The following is a 15,116-nucleotide window of genomic DNA, read 5'->3' as shown; positions in this document are numbered from 1 at the left end:
ATGACGAGCCCGCTGTCGCCGAGCACGCTGTCGCCACGCCTGCTGGCCGACGCGCCACATCGGCTGATGTTTTTCGTCGGCGCCAGCAACGTGCTGCTGGCCATGTTGTGGTGGGCCGCGTGGCTGGTCGCCGCGCGCTGGTCACTGCCAGCGATGCCGCAGCCCACTCCCTACGCCGGCTGGCTGCATGCCTTGGTCGTGCAGTACCAAGTGTTCCCCAGTTTCATCTTCGGATTCCTGCTGACCACTTTTCCGCGCTGGATGGGCCAACCGGAATTTAGCCGCTGGCGTTATCTGCCGGTCGGCATCGGCATCTTCGGTGGCCAGATCATGGTGTTGCTGGGTGCGCTGGGTTGGGAAGCGGGGATCGTGGTCGGTCTGTTGATGACGATCGGTGGTTGGAGTGCGGGATTGGCGACCCTGGCACCGTTATTGTGGCGGGAAAAAGGCACCACCTGGCACGCACGCTCGTGCTTCGCGGCGCTGCTGCTGGGCTATGCGGGTCTGCTCGGCTTCCTGGTGTTCGTGCTCGGCGGCTCGCCGTTGTGGGTGTTCGCCAGCATCAAGCTGGGCACGTTCGGTCTGCTGCTGCCGATCTATATGACCGTTGCCCATCGCATGTTTCCGTTCTTCGCAGGTAACGTGGTCTCCGGCTACCAGCCATGGCGGCCACTATGGCTGTTGGCGGTGTTCTGGCCGCTGTGCCTGGGGCACTTGTTGCTGGAACTGACCCATGCCTACGCCTGGTCGTGGCTGGTCGACGCGCCTCTGCTGATCCTGTTCGCGACGATGCTGTGGCGCTGGTGGCCGCGCGGCCCCAAGCCGGGCCTGTTGACGGTGCTGTTCATCGGTCTGGCGTGGCTGCCGTTGGCTTTCGCGCTGTATTCGGTGCAGAGCGTCGCCTACACGATGACCGGGGTGTACTGGCTGGGTCGCGGCCCGGCGCATGCGCTGTTCGTCGGTTTCTTCGGCAGTCTGCTGATCGCGATGGTGACACGGGTGACCCAGGGCCATTCCGGACGGCCGCTGGTGATGCCTGCGGTGGCTTGGTTCGCGTTCCTGGCCATCCAGGTGGTGGCGGTGATGCGGGTCGCCGCCGAAGTCCTGCCCGACGCGGGGATGTGGCAGGCGCTGGCCGCGTGCGGCTGGCTGCTTGCATTCGCGCCATGGCTGCTGCGTATCGGCCGCATCTACCTAAGCCCGCGCACGGACGGCAAGCCCGGCTGAGGCATGAAGAAAACACGATGATCGAGTTCTACCCGCAGATCAAATACGCGCACGTGTTGATGGTGCTGCTGAGCGGAGCGCTGTTCGCATTGCGCGGCGTCGGCGTACTGGCCGGCGCGCGTTGGCCGCAGTCGTTGCCGGTGCGCTGGACCAGCTATGCCATCGACACCACGCTGCTGACCGCGGCGATGATGCTGCTGACGATCCTGCCATGGGCGATGTTCGGCAACGGCTGGTTGGGCACCAAGCTGGTGTTGCTGGTGGCGTATGTGGTGCTGGGCAGCCTGGCGTTGAAACGCGGCCGCAGCGCGCGCATGCGCGGCTGGTGCTATGGGGGCGCCATGCTGATCTATCTGGCCATCATCGGCATCGCCCGCGCTCATCATCCGCTCGGCTGGTTGCACTACGGGCTGGGCTGAGCGACGGCAACAGGATCATGTTTCCTCGAGCATGCGCCCTGACCGGTCGATCAGGATCCGGAAGCGTCGGCCCGCGTAATAGAACGTCACCCGGTACCATCCCTGGTCCTCGTCGGTACCGCGTTCGCACAAGGTGGAGATCTTCCCGGCCTGCATGAGGGCCTGGATCTGCGCGGGTGCGATACCGAGACCGGTGGCGATCACGGCGGCATCGATTTCCACCTCACGCGCACCAGGTAACGACTGGATTTGCCCCAACAAGGAACGTTCAATGGATCGGTTGGGCATATCGTTGGGCATATCGCGGACATTCCAGGAACTGGACGATCGCGTCGGGCTCCGGTGACGCGGGCATGGCGCAATCCACGCCCGCCGCATAAAGCGCTTCACGCACCCGGGACTCCGTAAACGACGCGAATCTTTGCCATTCCGGTTCGTCTGCCATCGCCTCGCCCTCGTTGCCGCTCCGCTATCGATGCATGGCCTCCAGCAGATCACCCTGCGCGAACGGTGGCCACGATCCAGATCAAGCCGCGCGCCATGCACAGATGGCAATGTGCGTGCTTTGCCGCGCATACGGCTTGACCTGGATCAAGCCGCCCACAGAAACCTACGCGTAGCGGGTACGCGCCGACCACCGGTTGATCCAGATCAATGGCCACCCCGAACCGTGCCCGTAACGTGGCTCCCGTGGCCAGTGAGCGGCTGCGCTGGGCAACAAGCCGATCCGCCTGTACCTCGCGCCCCGGCAAGGCGACGCCGCGACACACCACGAATACCTAAGGGAGTCCGCATGAAGCACGTCACCCGCTATCTGGTCCTGTTCCTCGCCGCCGCCGTATTGACCCTGTCGGCGTGTCGCGGCGACGACAAGCCCGCGGCATCCGTCACGGCCGACTCCGGCGGTTCGAGCAAGGGCGATTTCGGCCCGCCGCAGGGCAAGCCTGTCGATGCGATCCTGACTTCGCCACCGCACGTACCGCCGGCCACCGGGCGTACCGCGCCGGCCAAGGTCATCGTCACCCTGGACGTGATCGAAAAGGAGATGCCGATTTCCGAAGGTGTCACCTATACGTTCTGGACCTTCGGCGGCACCGTGCCTGGCAGCTTCATCCGTGTGCGCCAGGGCGACACCGTGGAATTTCACCTGCGCAACATGCCCGAATCCAAGATGCCGCATAACATCGACCTGCATGGCGTCACCGGCCCGGGTGGCGGTGCGGCATCCAGCTTCACCGCGCCGGGGCATTCCTCGCGCTTCACCTTCAAGGCGCTCAATGCCGGCCTTTACGTGTACCACTGTGCCACCGCGCCGGTCGGCATGCACATCGCCAACGGCATGTACGGCCTGATCCTGATCGAACCGCCCGAAGGCCTGCCGCCGGTCGACAAGGAGTACTACGTGATGCAGGGCGATTTCTACACCCTGGGCAAGTACCGCGAGAAGGGCTTGCAGGGCTTCGACATGGAAAAGGCGATCGACGAAAACCCGAGCTACGTGCTGTTCAACGGCAAGGAAGGCGCATTGACCGGCGACAACGCATTGACCGCCCATGTCGGCGACAACGTGCGTCTGTATGTGGGCAACGGCGGCCCGAACCTGGTGTCGAGCTTCCATGTCATCGGCGAGATCTTCGACAAGGTCTGGTACGAGGGTGGCCGGCACTACCAGGAGAACGTGCAAACCACGCTGATCCCTTCCGGTGGCGCGGCGATGATGGAATTCCATCTGGAAGTGCCTGGCAGCTACGTGATCGTCGACCACAGCATCTTCCGTGCGTTCAACAAGGGCGCACTGGCCATCCTCAAAGCCGATGGCGCCGAGAACAAGGCGATCTATTCCGGCAAGGAAGTCGACTATGTGTATCTGGGTAACCGCGCGCAGCCGAACATGACGGCAGTGGCGACGGCGGCGAAATCCGCGCACACCGGCGACCTCACCATCGAAGAGCAGGTTGCCGCCGGCAAGGAACTGTTCAACGGCACCTGCGCCACCTGCCACCAACCCAATGGCGACGGTTTGCCCGGGGTATTCCCGCCGCTGGCCAAGTCCGATTACATCGCCGCCGACCGGAAGCGCCTGACCAGCGTGATGCTGCATGGCTTGCAGGGCCCGGTGACGGTTAACGGCAAGGAATACGACTCAATCATGCCGCCGATGAACCAGCTCACCGACGACGAAGTCGCGCAACTGGCTACTTATGTCCTCAACAGCTGGGGCAATCCGGGCGGGCATGTGACCAAGGCCGAAGCGGCCGAGACGCGCAAGGCCAAACCCGCCAACGGTTCGGAAGGACACTGAACGATGCGTCGCCTGGCAGCCCTGCTGTTGCTGGTTCCGTTCGCCGGTCTGGCTGCCGGCGCGGTGGAATACGCAAGGCTGCCGGGCGGCAATTTCCGCACCGCGCTGAAGTACGAGGACCGCAAGGGCGATACTCGCATCGCCCCGTTCGCGTTGATGCGCAAGCCGGTGACCAATGCGGAATTCCTGGCCTTCGTCCAGTTCCGCCCGCAATGGCGCCGCGATCGCGTCGCAGGCGTGTTCGCCGAACCGCGTTACCTCTCGCATTGGGCCGGCGCCGACACGCTTGGCGCCAAGGCCTTGCCGCAGCAACCGGTGGTCCAGGTCAGCTGGTTCGCCGCACAGGCCTATTGCGAGTCGCAGGGCGGACGCTTGCCGACCTGGGACGAGTGGGAATATGCAGCGGCAGCCGATGAAACCCGTCGCGACGCACGCCGCGACCCAGCCTGGCGCGAACGCATCCTGCGCTGGTATTCGCGTCCATCCAACCAGGCGCTGGCGCGTACCGGACTACAGGCGCCCAACGTCTATGGCGTGCAGGACTTGCATGGCCTGGTCTGGGAATGGACTGAGGATTTCTCCTCGCTGTTGGTCTCCGCCGACAACCGCAACCAGGGCGACGCCGACAAGGCGAAGTTCTGCGGGGCCGGCGCCCTGTCGATGAACGATCGCGAGAACTACGCGGTGCTGATGCGGGTGGCGATGCTGTCCTCGCTCGAGGCCGAAGACACCACCGCCAACCTCGGTTTCCGTTGCGCAAAGGACCTGAAATGAAACGACCACTGCGCCTGTTCGCGATCCTCGCGCTGTGCGCACCGGCCTTCGCCGCACCCGCACCCAAGCCGTTGCCGCGCGATTCGGTCTATCAACTTCCGGTGCAGCTCACCGACCAGGACGGCAAGCGCTTCGAATGGAGCAGCCGTCGCGGCAAGGTGCAATTGGTGTCGATGTTCTACACCTCGTGCCAGTACATCTGCCCGTTGATCGTGGAAAGCGGCAAGGCGGTGGAAAGGCAACTGGCACCGGCCGAACGCGTACGCCTGGGCATCCTGCTGGTCAGCATGGACCCCAAACGCGATACACCCACGGCGCTGATGTCGGTCATCAACCAGCGCAAGTTGGACCGTGCACGCTGGACCCTGGCCAGTCCCGCGTCCAACGACGTGCGCGAAATCGCCGGCGTGCTCGGTATCCGCTACCGCGCGCTAGCCGACGGTGAGTTCAACCATACCAGCGCGCTGGTCCTGCTGGACGGCGACGGCCGCATCCTCGCCCGCACGGAACAGATGGGCAGCAAGCCCGATCCCGAATTCATCGCCGCCGTGCGTCGCGCGACGGCGAAGCCCTGAACTACAATCTACGGAGTCCCAAAGCATGAAAAACCTGCACGCCCTCACCCTCGGCCTGGCTCTGCTCGGCTGCGCCGCCCATGCCAACGCCGCGGCCAATTGCACGCTCAAGCTCAAAGCCGATGACCGCATGCAATTCGATCTGAAGACCGCGACCGTTTCCTCCTCGTGCGCGACGATCAACATCGAGCTGGCGCATACCGGCAAATTGCCGGTCACCGCGATGGGCCACAACGTGGTGATCAGCACGACCCAGGACGTAAGCGCCATCAGCACGGCCGGGATGAAGGCCGGCGCCGGCGCCAATTACGTACCCAGGGGCGACGCGCGCGTGCTTGCTTCCACGCCGATGGTCGGCGGCGGCGGCAAGACCGCGGCGAAATTCGCCGGCAGCAAACTCAAGGCCGGTGGCGACTACAGCTTCTTCTGCTCGTTCCCGGGCCACTCGGGAATCATGAAGGGCAAGCTCATCGTCGGTAAGTGATCCAAATCGATCCGGTTTGATCCAGATCAAGTCGCTCTGCAGCCAGGTCCGGAAAATGGGCCGCAGCACAGCAGGGGCACACGCATGAGCGAACAAGCAATCCGGTCCACAACCGGCGGGGATACCGGCACGTCCGGTTTCTACAACGACAAGGTGGTGCGCCAGTTCACGATCGCCTCGATCGTCTGGGGCATCGTCGGCATGGCGGTGGGGGCCCTGATCGCCGCGCAGCTGTACTGGCCGGCATTGAACTTCGACACCGCCTGGCTGAGTTTCGGCCGACTGCGTCCTATCCATACCAATGGCGTGATCTTCGCCTTCGGCGGCTCGGCGTTGTTCGCCACCAGCCTGTATGTGGTCCAGCGCACCTGCCATGTCCGCCTGATTTCCGACAAGCTCGCTTCGCTGGTGTTCTGGGGCTGGCAACTGTGCCTGGTGGCGACCGTGGTGACCCTGGCCGCGGGCATGAGCCAGGGCAAGGAATACGCGGAGATGGAATGGCCGGTCGATCTGCTGATCACCGTCGTCTGGGTGGCCTATGCCTGGCTGTTCTTCGGCACCATCGCCAAGCGCAAGGTCAAGCACATCTATGTGGCCAACTGGTTCTTCGGCGCGTACATCGTCGCCATCGCCTTGTTGCACATCGTCAACAACCTGGCGGTGCCGGTCAGCCTGACCAAGTCGTATTCTGTCTACACCGGCGCGGTCGATGCGATGGCGCAATGGTGGTACGGGCACAACGCGGTCGGCTTCATGCTGACCACCAGCTACCTGGGCATGATGTATTACTTCGTGCCCAAGCAGGCCGGGCGCCCGATCTATTCCTACCGCCTGTCGATCGTGCACTTCTGGGCGCTGATCTCGGTGTACATGTGGGCCGGCCCACACCATCTGCACTACACCGCCCTGCCGGACTGGGTGCAGTCGGTGGGCATGGTGTTCTCAATCGTGCTGCTGGCGCCGTCGTGGGGCGGCGCGATCAACGGCATCATGACCCTGTCCGGGGTCTGGCATAAGCTGCGCACCGATCCGATCCTCAAGTTCCTGATCGTTGCGTTGAGCTTCTACATGATCGCAACCTTCGAAGGCCCGATGCTTTCGATCAAGACGGTCAACTCACTGAGCCACTACACCGATTGGACCATCGGCCACGTGCATGCCGGCGCGCTGGGCTGGGTGGCGATGATCACCATCGGTTCGCTGTATTCGATGTACCCGCGCACGCTGGGGCTGAAGGGCATGTATTCGACCCGGCTGATCGACACGCACTTCTGGATGCACACCATCGGCGTGGTCTTCTACATCTGCGCGATGTGGATCGCCGGCATCACCCAGGGTCTGATGTGGCGCGCGACCAATGCCGACGGCACCCTCACCTACGCCTTCGTCGAATCGCTCAACGCCACCTATCCCTATTACCTGGGCCGCTTGCTCGGCGGGCTGCTGGTGCTGGCCGGCATGGTGGTGATGGCGTGGAACTTCTGGCGCACCTGGCAGCTGGGCCACGCGGCCGCACCGCAGCCGGTGCTGGTGCCGGATATCGCCGAAGCGCGGGCATGAGGAAATACTGATGAGTCTTGGACACGAAAAAATAGAGAAGAACGTCGGCTTGCTGATTGCGCTGATCGCGGTGGCGCTGTCGCTGGGCGGGCTGGCTGAAATCGTGCCGCTGATGCACCAGGCGGAGGCCATCACGCCTCTGCCAGGCGTCAAACCGTATCCGGCACTGCAACTGGCCGGTCGCGACGTCTATGTGCGCGAAGGCTGCGGCAACTGCCATACCCAGATGATCCGTACGCTCCGCTTCGAGACCGAACGCTACGGCCACTATTCGCTGGCCGGCGAATCGGTCTACGACCGGCCGTTCCTGTGGGGCTCCAAGCGCACCGGACCGGATCTGGCGCGCATCGGCGGCCGCTATTCGGACGACTGGCACCGCGTGCACCTGACCGACCCGCGTGCAGTGGTGCCGGAATCGAACATGCCGTCGTTCCCCTGGCTGGCTGGATCCTCCATCGATGGCGCCGACCTTTCCGCGCGCATGCGCACGCTGCAGCGCATGGGCGATCCGTACACCGATGCGCAGATCGCGCAGGCAGCCAAGGACGTATCGGACAGTTCCGAACTCGACGCCGTGATCGCCTATCTGCAAGGCCTCGGCAAGCACGCACCGAAGGGAGGTTGAGGAATGCTTTCCGGAATCATCACCACTGTGCTGTTGCTGTTGTTCGTGGGCGGCTGGATCTGGGCCTGGCGGCCGGCACGCAAGACCGGCTTCGACGCCGCCGCGCGGCTGCCGCTGGATGAGAACGAACGCGCGCAAGTCAAGGGAGACCAGCGATGATCGCAACCGGATGGTCGTGGTACGTCATTGCGCTGGCGGTGCTGAACATCTTCGTGCTGGTATGGCTGCTCTGGTATACGGCCAAACGGCGCCCGGGCGATCCCAGGCCGGAGGACACCAGCCACTACTGGGACGGCGACCTCACCGAATACAACAAGCCGATGCCGCGCTGGTGGATCCAGGGTTTCTATCTGACCATCGTCTTCGCCATCGGCTACGTGCTCTGGTACGGCGGCCTGGGCAAATACGCGGGCATCAGCGGCTGGAGTTCCCAGCAGGAGCATGCGCTGGACAAAGCGGCCTCGGACGCCAACCTGGCAGAGACCTTCCGTCCATACGCCGGCCAATCGATCGACCGCCTGGCCGGCGATCCGCAGGCGTTGAAGTTGGGACGCTCGATCTTCGCCAATACCTGCGCCACCTGCCATGGCTCCTCCGCGCAGGGCGCGATCGGCTACCCCAACCTGGCCGACGACATTTGGCACTGGGGCGGCGAACCCGACCAGGTCCTGCAGACCGTGCTCGATGGCCGCGATGGGGTAATGCCCGAGTGGGGTCCGGTACTGACCAGCATGGGTGGCGACAATGCGATCGACTACACCGTCGCCTATGTGCGCGTATTGAACACGCCCGGCCAATCGGTGCAGAACGACTACCTGGCCGCGCAAGGCAAGAAGCTTTACGACGGCGTTTGCGTGGCTTGCCATGGCGCCAACGGCAAGGGTAACCAGGAACTGGGCGCCCCCGATCTGACCGACGATTACTGGCTGTACGGCAGCAGCAAAGAAAGCCTGCGCCAGACCATCGCCAAGGGTCGTCACGGGGTGATGCCGGCGCACCGCGAACTGCTGGGTGAAACCCGTGCGCGTCTGGCTGCGGCCTATGCCTGGTCGTTGTCGCGCAAGACCGAACAAGCCGCGGCAGCTGCCCCATGAGTTGGCCGGCGCCGGCGCCGGCGGACTATCCGTTGCGTCCCTTGGTGCAGCGGGTCGGGGCGATCCTGTGGCCGAGCTTCTTCGCCGCCGGGGTGGCGACCATGGTGTTCTTCGCTCTGGTCGATCCGTTGGAACTGCGCGACATGACCTTCCCGGATATCCAGATCAGCCGCGGCGTGGGTTACACCATCGGCTTCTTCATGTTCTGGCTGGCGACTGCATCTTCGAGCCTGTTCACCTGGCTGCTGCTGCGTCCGGCCAGCCGATTCAACAAGACGCTGCCTCTGGAATAAGCAAACGCGGTGAACAGAAAAATCGACATTGACCTGCTGGATGACGGCGGCGGTTCGCATTACGTCAAGGAACGCAAGGTCTATCCGCGCGACATTTCCGGCCGCCTGGACCGTCTGCGCAAGCTGGCGGTGGCTTGGCTGCTGGGCATGTATTACGTGTTCCCATGGCTGCGCTGGGACGGCCGCCAGGCGGTACTGTTCGATCTGCCGGCGCGCAAGTTCCATGTATTCGGGCTGACTTTCTGGCCACAGGATTTCACTTTCCTGGCCATGCTGCTGGTGATCCTGGCGCTGCTGCTGTTCTTCATCACCGCGTTGGCCGGACGCCTGTGGTGCGGCTATGCCTGCCCGCAGACGGTGTGGACGGAAGTGTTCCTGTGGATGGAACGCTGGACCGAAGGCGATCGCAACAAGCGCATGAAACTGGACGCGGGCCCCTGGAACCGCGAGAAAATCCTGCGCAAGGGCGGCAAGCACGTGCTATGGCTGCTGTTCGCGTTGTGGACCGGTTTCACCTTCGTCGGCTTCTTCACTTCCATCGTCGATCTCGGCGCGCGCCTCTGGCCGCTCGCCTGGAACGGCTGGGAAAGTTTCTGGGTGTTCTTCTATGCACTTGCCACCTGGGGCAACGCCGGCTTCCTGCGCGAGCAGGTGTGCAAGTACATGTGCCCGTATGCGCGCTTCCAGAGCGCGATGTTCGATCGCAACACCCTGATCATCGCCTACGACCCGATGCGCGGCGAACCGCGCGGTCCGCGCAAGCGCGGTCTCGGCGATATCGTGGCGCGCGGCCGTAGCCTGCTCGACAAGATCACTGCCTACGATTACGTGTTTCGCGCCAGCAGCCATCCCAGCGCCGCCGACGCACGGGCCCAGGCGCGCGGTACGATCAGTTTCGCCGAAGCCGGAGTCGCGGCCGAACCGCTACCGAAATTCCAGGCTCAGGAACTCGGCGACTGCATCGACTGCACCATGTGCGTGCAGGTCTGCCCGACCGGCATCGACATCCGTAACGGCCTGCAATACGAATGCATCGCCTGCGGCCTGTGCATCGACGCCTGCGACGAGGTGATGGACAAGATGGGCTTCGCCCGCGGCCTGATCCGCTATTCCACGCAGAACGCGATCGACGGCAAGCCCTCGCGGATACTGCGCCCGCGCGTGCTGGTGTACGGCGCGCTCCTGCTGACGCTGGCGACGGCCTGGGTCTGGGGTATCGGCGCACGCACTCCGTTGATCGCCGAGGTCCTGCGAGACCGCAACGCGCTGTACCGGATGGATGGGGATGGCATCGACAACGGTTATACGCTGAAGCTGGTCAACAAGACCGATGCTGCGCAGGAATACCGCATCACTCTGGAATCGGCCGACGCCGCCATCGTCCTCGGTCAGCGCATGCCCAGCGTGGTAAAGGCCGATGCCGAACAGGTCGTGTCGCTGCCGATCGAGGTCACTGCACCGGAAACACTGAAGGGGCGTCATGAAATCCGCTTCGTGATCGAGTCGACCGATCGCAAGATCCGCAAGACCGTCGACAGCAGCTTCTTCGGACCTCTCTGATGAACCCGCAAACGCCGCCGCCTGAAAGTAAATCATCGCCCTGGAACCAACCGGTGATGTGGTTGGTGCTGGGCATGCCGGCGGCGGTGGTGATCGCCGGGATCATCATGATCGTGATCGCCGGTCGCGGCGACAGCATCGACACGGTACCCGACCAGGTCCGGCGCACTGCGCAGATCCAGACCGCCGATCTGAGTCCCGATCAGTTCGCCAGCGACAAGAAGCTCAGCGGGATCATGCGCATCGATCCGGAGCGGAACCTGGTGGAAGTGCTGCCGGTCACCGGCGACTTCGACCATTCCGCGCCGCTGCGCCTGCAACTGGTGCACCCGGCCCGCCAGGAACATGATCGGGATCTGCTGCTTCAGCCGACTGAACTGGGTTGGCGCATCGACGCCCGCGTCGACGTCAGCCACGACTGGGATGTGCGCCTGGGGCCCGGCGATGCGCATTGGCGGTTGCAGGGCCATCTGCCCAAAGGCCAACTTGCGACTCACCTGCATCCGCGGTTGCAGACGCAGTAGGCCATGCGATGGCGATCATGATGAACCCCGCCGTGTCCGCGAATGATGACCCGCGCCTGGCCACCGGCGATGGTTGCCATCATTGCGGTGAAGTCCTGCCCGTTCTGCCTGCGCGGCTGGTACTGGATGGCATGCCGCGCCTGTTCTGCTGCCAGGGCTGTGCGGCCGCCGCGCAATGGATCGGCGAAGCCGACCTGGGCGACTACTACCGCCTGCGCAGCGAGCACGCCACCCGGGTCGGCACCGAAACGCTCGACCTCGGGGTATGGGACCGCGACGAAGTACTGGCCGAACACGCGCACAACGTTGAAGGCGGCCGCGAAATCACCCTGCTCACCGACGGCATGCATTGCGCGGCGTGCGCGTGGTTGATCGATCGCGCCCTGGCGCGTGAGCCGGGAGTGATCGACGCCGGCGCCAACGCGGTCACCGGACGCATCCGCCTAGCCTGGAACCCGCGCGTGACCTCGCTGTCGCAACCACTGCGGCGCCTGGTCGCACTGGGCTACCGCCCCTATCTGGCCAGCGGCGAGGCCCGTGAACAGGCGCGCCGCAGCGAGCGCAACCGCGATCTGATCCGCCTCGGTATCGCCGGACTCGGTTCGATGCAGGCGATGATGTTCGCCGAGGCGTTGTACCTGGATTTCGGCAACACCATGGCGTTACCGACCCGCGATTTCTTTCGCTGGATCACTTTCCTGGTCTCAACCCCGGTGGTGTTCTACGCCGGCGGGCCGTTCCTGACGGGAGCCTGGCGCGAACTGCGCCTGCGCCAACCGGGAATGGACACGTTGGTCGCCGGCTCGACCCTGTTGGCCTATATCGCCAGCGTGTTCGAAACCCTGCGCGGCGGCGCCCACGTCTGGTACGACGCGGCGGTGATGTTCGTGTTCCTGCTGTTGTGCGCGCGCATGCTGGAACGGCGTGCACGCAACATCGCCAGTGCGCAGGTCGATGCACTGGCCCGGGCACGACCCGCGTTCGCCACCCGGCAACGCAGCGACGGCAGTCGCGAGACCGTGCCGATCAGTGCGCTGGTGCACGACGACATCGCCTGCGTGGCGATTGGCGAAGTGGTCCCGGCCGATGGCGTGCTGCTGGAACCGGCGCGTTTCGAGGAAGCCCTGCTGACCGGCGAATCGCATCCCATCGACAAGATCGCCGGCGATCGGGTCTTCGCCGGGACCGTATGCCGCGAGCAACCGGCGCGGCTGCGGGTTGCCGAAACCGGCAGCGCCACGCGTCTATCGCAATTGACGCGGCTGGTCGAACAGGCGCAAGCGCAGCGTCCGGCCCTGGCACGCGGCGCCGAACGCATCGCCCGCCATTTCGTCGTCGCCTTGTTGCTGGTGTCGCTGGTCGTGTACCTGGGCTGGCGCGCGTACGATCCCACGCGCGCCTTCGAGGTCACCTTGGCTCTGCTGGTGATCAGTTGTCCGTGCGCGTTGTCGCTGGCGGTGCCGGCGGCGCTGGCCGCCGCGCATGGCGCACTGGCCAAGTTGGGCGTGTTGCCGCTGCGCGACAATGCGCTGGAACGGTTGGCGCAGGCGACCGACATCGTGTTCGACAAGACCGGCACGCTCAGCGATGGATGTCCGCAGTTGGCCAAGGTCGAAGTGTTCCCGGGGATGGACGAAGATCGCGCGTTGCGTATCGCCACCGCGCTGGAGCGCGACAGCGGCCATCCGATCGCCCGCGCGTTCGCCGGCCGCGCCATCACCGATGCCGCGCAAGCACAGGAGATCCGCGCGGTCCCGGGACACGGCGTCGAGGGTGTCGTCGATGGCCGATATTGGCGCCTCGGCCAAGCCGGTTTCGCCGCCGCGGCCGACGACGATGGCCGCGTATGGCTCGGCGACGGTCAACAGGTCGCCGCCTGCTTCACCCTGCAGGAATCCGAACGCGATGGTGCCCGCGCAGCGATCGACGCGCTGCATGCGCAAGGGCTGGTCGTGCATCTGTCCAGCGGCGATGGTGAAGCGGCGGTGCGCGGTTTCGCCCAGCAGGTCGGCATCGACAAGGCGCATGCGCGGCAATCGCCGGAGGACAAGCTCGCCTTCGTCCATGGCTTGCAGCGCCAAGGTCGAGTGGTTGCGATGGTTGGCGACGGCCTCAATGACGCTCCGGTGCTGGCCGGTGCCGATGTCTCATTGGCTGTGGCCGAAGGAGCGGCGCTAGCCCAACGCGTCGCCGACCTGGTCCTGACCGGGCGCTCGCTGCAACGGGTACCGCAGGCGATCAACGTCGCGCGGCGCACGCGGAGGGTGATCCGGCAGAATCTGGGTTGGGCGCTGGCTTACAACCTGCTGGCCCTGCCCTTGGCTGCGGCTGGTTTGGTAACACCGTGGCTGGCTGCACTGGGCATGGCCATGTCCTCGCTCGCCGTGACGATCAACGCCCTGCGCCTGACCCGCGTGCCGACGAGCGGGATCTCATTGCGATGAACATCTTGCTGTTCCTGATTCCGCTCAGCCTGTTGCTGCTGGTCGCCGCGGGCTGGGCCTTCGTCTGGGCGGTCAAGCGTGGCCAGTTCGAGGATTTGGACACGCCGGCGATCGACATACTGCGCAACGATCTGCACGAGCAACCGCAAACAACTGCAGGCGCCGACGCGGGTGTGGGTGCGGATGCGGTCAATCGCGCGATAGCCGACAAGACCGAAGCATGCGACGACAAGGCACGCGACGACCATGCCGATTGACTGGCTGACCTTGGGCGCGGCGGCGTTGACCGGATTGATGGGCGGGGCCCATTGCGCCGCGATGTGCGGCGGTATCGCTACCGGGTTTTCGGCGATGGCGCCGCGCGGCGGCTGGATCACCGCTCTGGAACCCAACCTGGGTCGCGTGCTCGGCTACACGTTGGCGGGCGTCATTGTCGGGGCCTTCGGTCACGGCATTCTCGGTCTGGCCCAGCTCGATTGGCTGAGCACCGGTTTGCGTGCAGCGGTGGGATTGGTGCTGATCGTCGCCGCGTTGCGTCTGCTCGATCGCCGCGGTCGACTCGGTTTTCTGTCACGCCCCGATGCAGGACTGTGGCGAACACTACGGCCGCTGCAGCGTGTGCTGCTACCTGCCGACAGTCGCGGTAAACGCGTCGCTCTGGGCATGCTGTGGGGCTGGATGCCATGTGGGCTCAGCACCACTCTGTTGGCCGCGGCCTGGCTGCAGGCCGATGCGATCAATGGCGGCCTGACCATGGCTGCGTTCGGCCTTGCTACCCTGCCGGTGATGCTGCCGCTGACTTGGTCCGGGGCACGCTTGGGGCGTTGGCTGCAACGGCCGGCGTGGCGAAACGCGGCGGCGGGAATAATCCTCCTGGCCGGCTTGCTGACTCTGGCCTCGCCCTGGCTGATCCACGTGCCTGGCACGCATGCGCTGCTTAGCGCGCTAGGCTGCGCCAGCCCGCCCTCCTGAACGCGGTCAGCCGCCGACAGCGCCTAGAGCAAGTGTTCGATCAATTGATCGAGTCGCCCTAAGTCTCTTCTTCGTCAAGCAACCTTCGTTTTCCACTCCTGAAACGACGGCTCGATTCCCAAGAAATATTTCATCTCGTCAACTGCCGAGTTGGCACATGTCCGCTATGGGTCGGAAGCCGACTCCCGCAGTTCGTCACTGGAGTTGTGACGACACTGCTCCTCAAGTCGTAGCCATTCCTTCCGTTGGCGCACAACCTAGCA

17 protein-coding genes are annotated in these 15,116 nt (G+C 64.6%); 16 read left to right on the top strand and 1 reads right to left on the bottom strand.

What is annotated here, in order from left to right:
• Together AC1DTQ_RS16545 and AC1DTQ_RS16540 are read left to right on the top strand one after the other, a co-directional pair.
• Positions 1 to 1,227 (top strand): NnrS family protein, encoded by a 1,227-nt coding sequence (locus tag AC1DTQ_RS16545; protein WP_477850985.1) that lies wholly within the window; start codon positions 1 to 3, stop codon positions 1,225 to 1,227.
• 17 nt (positions 1,228 to 1,244) lie between these two features.
• Positions 1,245 to 1,646 carry a SirB2 family protein gene (locus AC1DTQ_RS16540; protein WP_477850984.1) on the top strand — a complete coding sequence of 134 codons (402 nt, stop codon included), beginning with the start codon at positions 1,245 to 1,247 and terminating at the stop codon, positions 1,644 to 1,646.
• Positions 1,647 to 1,661: 15 nt separating this feature from the next.
• Here the strand turns inward: AC1DTQ_RS16540 and AC1DTQ_RS16535 are convergent, their stop codons facing one another.
• Positions 1,662 to 1,946, bottom strand: a complete 285-nt coding sequence (locus tag AC1DTQ_RS16535; RefSeq protein ID WP_477850982.1) for a DUF6522 family protein — start codon at positions 1,944 to 1,946, stop codon at positions 1,662 to 1,664.
• Positions 1,947 to 2,439: 493 nt separating this feature from the next.
• On the opposite strand from AC1DTQ_RS16535, the gene nirK reads away from it, so the two are divergent.
• From nirK to AC1DTQ_RS16465, 14 genes are all read left to right on the top strand, one after another.
• On the top strand, positions 2,440 to 3,948 hold the full coding sequence (gene nirK, locus AC1DTQ_RS16530; RefSeq protein WP_477850981.1) for a copper-containing nitrite reductase: 1,509 nt from the start codon (positions 2,440 to 2,442) through the stop codon (positions 3,946 to 3,948).
• Between the two features lie 3 nt (positions 3,949 to 3,951).
• Positions 3,952 to 4,722 (top strand): formylglycine-generating enzyme family protein, encoded by a 771-nt coding sequence (locus tag AC1DTQ_RS16525; RefSeq protein WP_477850979.1) that lies wholly within the window; start codon positions 3,952 to 3,954, stop codon positions 4,720 to 4,722.
• Entirely contained in the window at positions 4,719 to 5,297 is a 579-nt protein-coding gene (locus tag AC1DTQ_RS16520; protein WP_477850977.1) for an SCO family protein, read from the top strand. Before AC1DTQ_RS16525 ends, AC1DTQ_RS16520 begins: the two co-directional genes overlap by 4 nt.
• Positions 5,298 to 5,322: 25 nt before the next feature.
• Positions 5,323 to 5,781 carry an azurin gene (gene azu / locus AC1DTQ_RS16515; protein ID WP_477850976.1) on the top strand — a complete coding sequence of 153 codons (459 nt, stop codon included), beginning with the start codon at positions 5,323 to 5,325 and terminating at the stop codon, positions 5,779 to 5,781.
• Between the two features lie 84 nt (positions 5,782 to 5,865).
• A complete protein-coding gene (gene ccoN, locus AC1DTQ_RS16510; RefSeq protein WP_477850974.1) occupies positions 5,866 to 7,341 on the top strand; it encodes a cytochrome-c oxidase, cbb3-type subunit I in 1,476 nt (491 codons plus the stop codon).
• Positions 7,342 to 7,351: 10 nt separating this feature from the next.
• Positions 7,352 to 7,966 carry a cytochrome-c oxidase, cbb3-type subunit II gene (gene ccoO, locus AC1DTQ_RS16505; protein WP_477850973.1) on the top strand — a complete coding sequence of 205 codons (615 nt, stop codon included), beginning with the start codon at positions 7,352 to 7,354 and terminating at the stop codon, positions 7,964 to 7,966.
• 3 nt (positions 7,967 to 7,969) lie between these two features.
• Positions 7,970 to 8,125, top strand: coding sequence for a cbb3-type cytochrome oxidase subunit 3 (locus AC1DTQ_RS16500; protein ID WP_477850971.1), 156 nt, complete (start codon positions 7,970 to 7,972; stop codon positions 8,123 to 8,125).
• Positions 8,122 to 9,060: a cytochrome-c oxidase, cbb3-type subunit III gene (gene ccoP, locus AC1DTQ_RS16495; protein ID WP_477850969.1), complete on the top strand. Its 939-nt coding sequence runs from the start codon at positions 8,122 to 8,124 to the stop codon at positions 9,058 to 9,060. The genes AC1DTQ_RS16500 and ccoP overlap by 4 nt, the downstream gene beginning before the upstream one ends.
• Positions 9,057 to 9,353, top strand: coding sequence for a hypothetical protein (locus AC1DTQ_RS16490; RefSeq protein WP_477850968.1), 297 nt, complete (start codon positions 9,057 to 9,059; stop codon positions 9,351 to 9,353). Before ccoP ends, AC1DTQ_RS16490 begins: the two co-directional genes overlap by 4 nt.
• 9 nt (positions 9,354 to 9,362) lie before the next feature.
• On the top strand, positions 9,363 to 10,913 hold the full coding sequence (locus tag AC1DTQ_RS16485; protein WP_477850966.1) for a 4Fe-4S dicluster domain-containing protein: 1,551 nt from the start codon (positions 9,363 to 9,365) through the stop codon (positions 10,911 to 10,913).
• A complete protein-coding gene (locus AC1DTQ_RS16480) occupies positions 10,913 to 11,437 on the top strand; it encodes a FixH family protein (protein ID WP_477850965.1) in 525 nt (174 codons plus the stop codon). Before AC1DTQ_RS16485 ends, AC1DTQ_RS16480 begins: the two co-directional genes overlap by 1 nt.
• Before the next feature lie 32 nt (positions 11,438 to 11,469).
• Positions 11,470 to 13,881, top strand: a complete 2,412-nt coding sequence (locus AC1DTQ_RS16475) for a heavy metal translocating P-type ATPase (protein WP_477850964.1) — start codon at positions 11,470 to 11,472, stop codon at positions 13,879 to 13,881.
• Positions 13,878 to 14,138, top strand: a complete 261-nt coding sequence (ccoS, locus tag AC1DTQ_RS16470; RefSeq protein ID WP_477850963.1) for a cbb3-type cytochrome oxidase assembly protein CcoS — start codon at positions 13,878 to 13,880, stop codon at positions 14,136 to 14,138. Before AC1DTQ_RS16475 ends, ccoS begins: the two co-directional genes overlap by 4 nt.
• The gene (locus tag AC1DTQ_RS16465; RefSeq protein WP_477850962.1) at positions 14,128 to 14,853 is read left to right on the top strand and encodes a sulfite exporter TauE/SafE family protein; all 726 of its coding nucleotides are present in this window, start codon (positions 14,128 to 14,130) and stop codon (positions 14,851 to 14,853) included. Before ccoS ends, AC1DTQ_RS16465 begins: the two co-directional genes overlap by 11 nt.
• Positions 14,854 to 15,116: the final 263 nt, after the last annotated feature.

The sequence above is a fragment of the Pseudoxanthomonas sp. P4_B2 genome, from assembly GCF_056402315.1.
Note: the sequence above shows the minus strand (reverse complement) of the source record. Positions and strands in the feature narration are given on the sequence as shown.

What these genes read in the sequence shown, in the direction of transcription:
- AC1DTQ_RS16545 (WP_477850985.1), top strand. Translation starts at nt 1, where the DNA reads ATGACGAGCCCGCTGTCGCCGAGCACGCTGTCGCCACGCCTGCTGGCC.
- AC1DTQ_RS16540 (WP_477850984.1), top strand. Translation starts at nt 1,245, where the DNA reads ATGATCGAGTTCTACCCGCAGATCAAATACGCGCACGTGTTGATGGTG.
- AC1DTQ_RS16535 (WP_477850982.1), bottom strand. Translation starts at nt 1,946, where the DNA reads ATGCCCAACGATATGCCCAACCGATCCATTGAACGTTCCTTGTTGGGG.
- nirK (WP_477850981.1), top strand. Translation starts at nt 2,440, where the DNA reads ATGAAGCACGTCACCCGCTATCTGGTCCTGTTCCTCGCCGCCGCCGTA.
- AC1DTQ_RS16525 (WP_477850979.1), top strand. Translation starts at nt 3,952, where the DNA reads ATGCGTCGCCTGGCAGCCCTGCTGTTGCTGGTTCCGTTCGCCGGTCTG.
- AC1DTQ_RS16520 (WP_477850977.1), top strand. Translation starts at nt 4,719, where the DNA reads ATGAAACGACCACTGCGCCTGTTCGCGATCCTCGCGCTGTGCGCACCG.
- azu (WP_477850976.1), top strand. Translation starts at nt 5,323, where the DNA reads ATGAAAAACCTGCACGCCCTCACCCTCGGCCTGGCTCTGCTCGGCTGC.
- ccoN (WP_477850974.1), top strand. Translation starts at nt 5,866, where the DNA reads ATGAGCGAACAAGCAATCCGGTCCACAACCGGCGGGGATACCGGCACG.
- ccoO (WP_477850973.1), top strand. Translation starts at nt 7,352, where the DNA reads ATGAGTCTTGGACACGAAAAAATAGAGAAGAACGTCGGCTTGCTGATT.
- AC1DTQ_RS16500 (WP_477850971.1), top strand. Translation starts at nt 7,970, where the DNA reads ATGCTTTCCGGAATCATCACCACTGTGCTGTTGCTGTTGTTCGTGGGC.
- ccoP (WP_477850969.1), top strand. Translation starts at nt 8,122, where the DNA reads ATGATCGCAACCGGATGGTCGTGGTACGTCATTGCGCTGGCGGTGCTG.
- AC1DTQ_RS16490 (WP_477850968.1), top strand. Translation starts at nt 9,057, where the DNA reads ATGAGTTGGCCGGCGCCGGCGCCGGCGGACTATCCGTTGCGTCCCTTG.
- AC1DTQ_RS16480 (WP_477850965.1), top strand. Translation starts at nt 10,913, where the DNA reads ATGAACCCGCAAACGCCGCCGCCTGAAAGTAAATCATCGCCCTGGAAC.
- ccoS (WP_477850963.1), top strand. Translation starts at nt 13,878, where the DNA reads ATGAACATCTTGCTGTTCCTGATTCCGCTCAGCCTGTTGCTGCTGGTC.
- AC1DTQ_RS16465 (WP_477850962.1), top strand. Translation starts at nt 14,128, where the DNA reads ATGCCGATTGACTGGCTGACCTTGGGCGCGGCGGCGTTGACCGGATTG.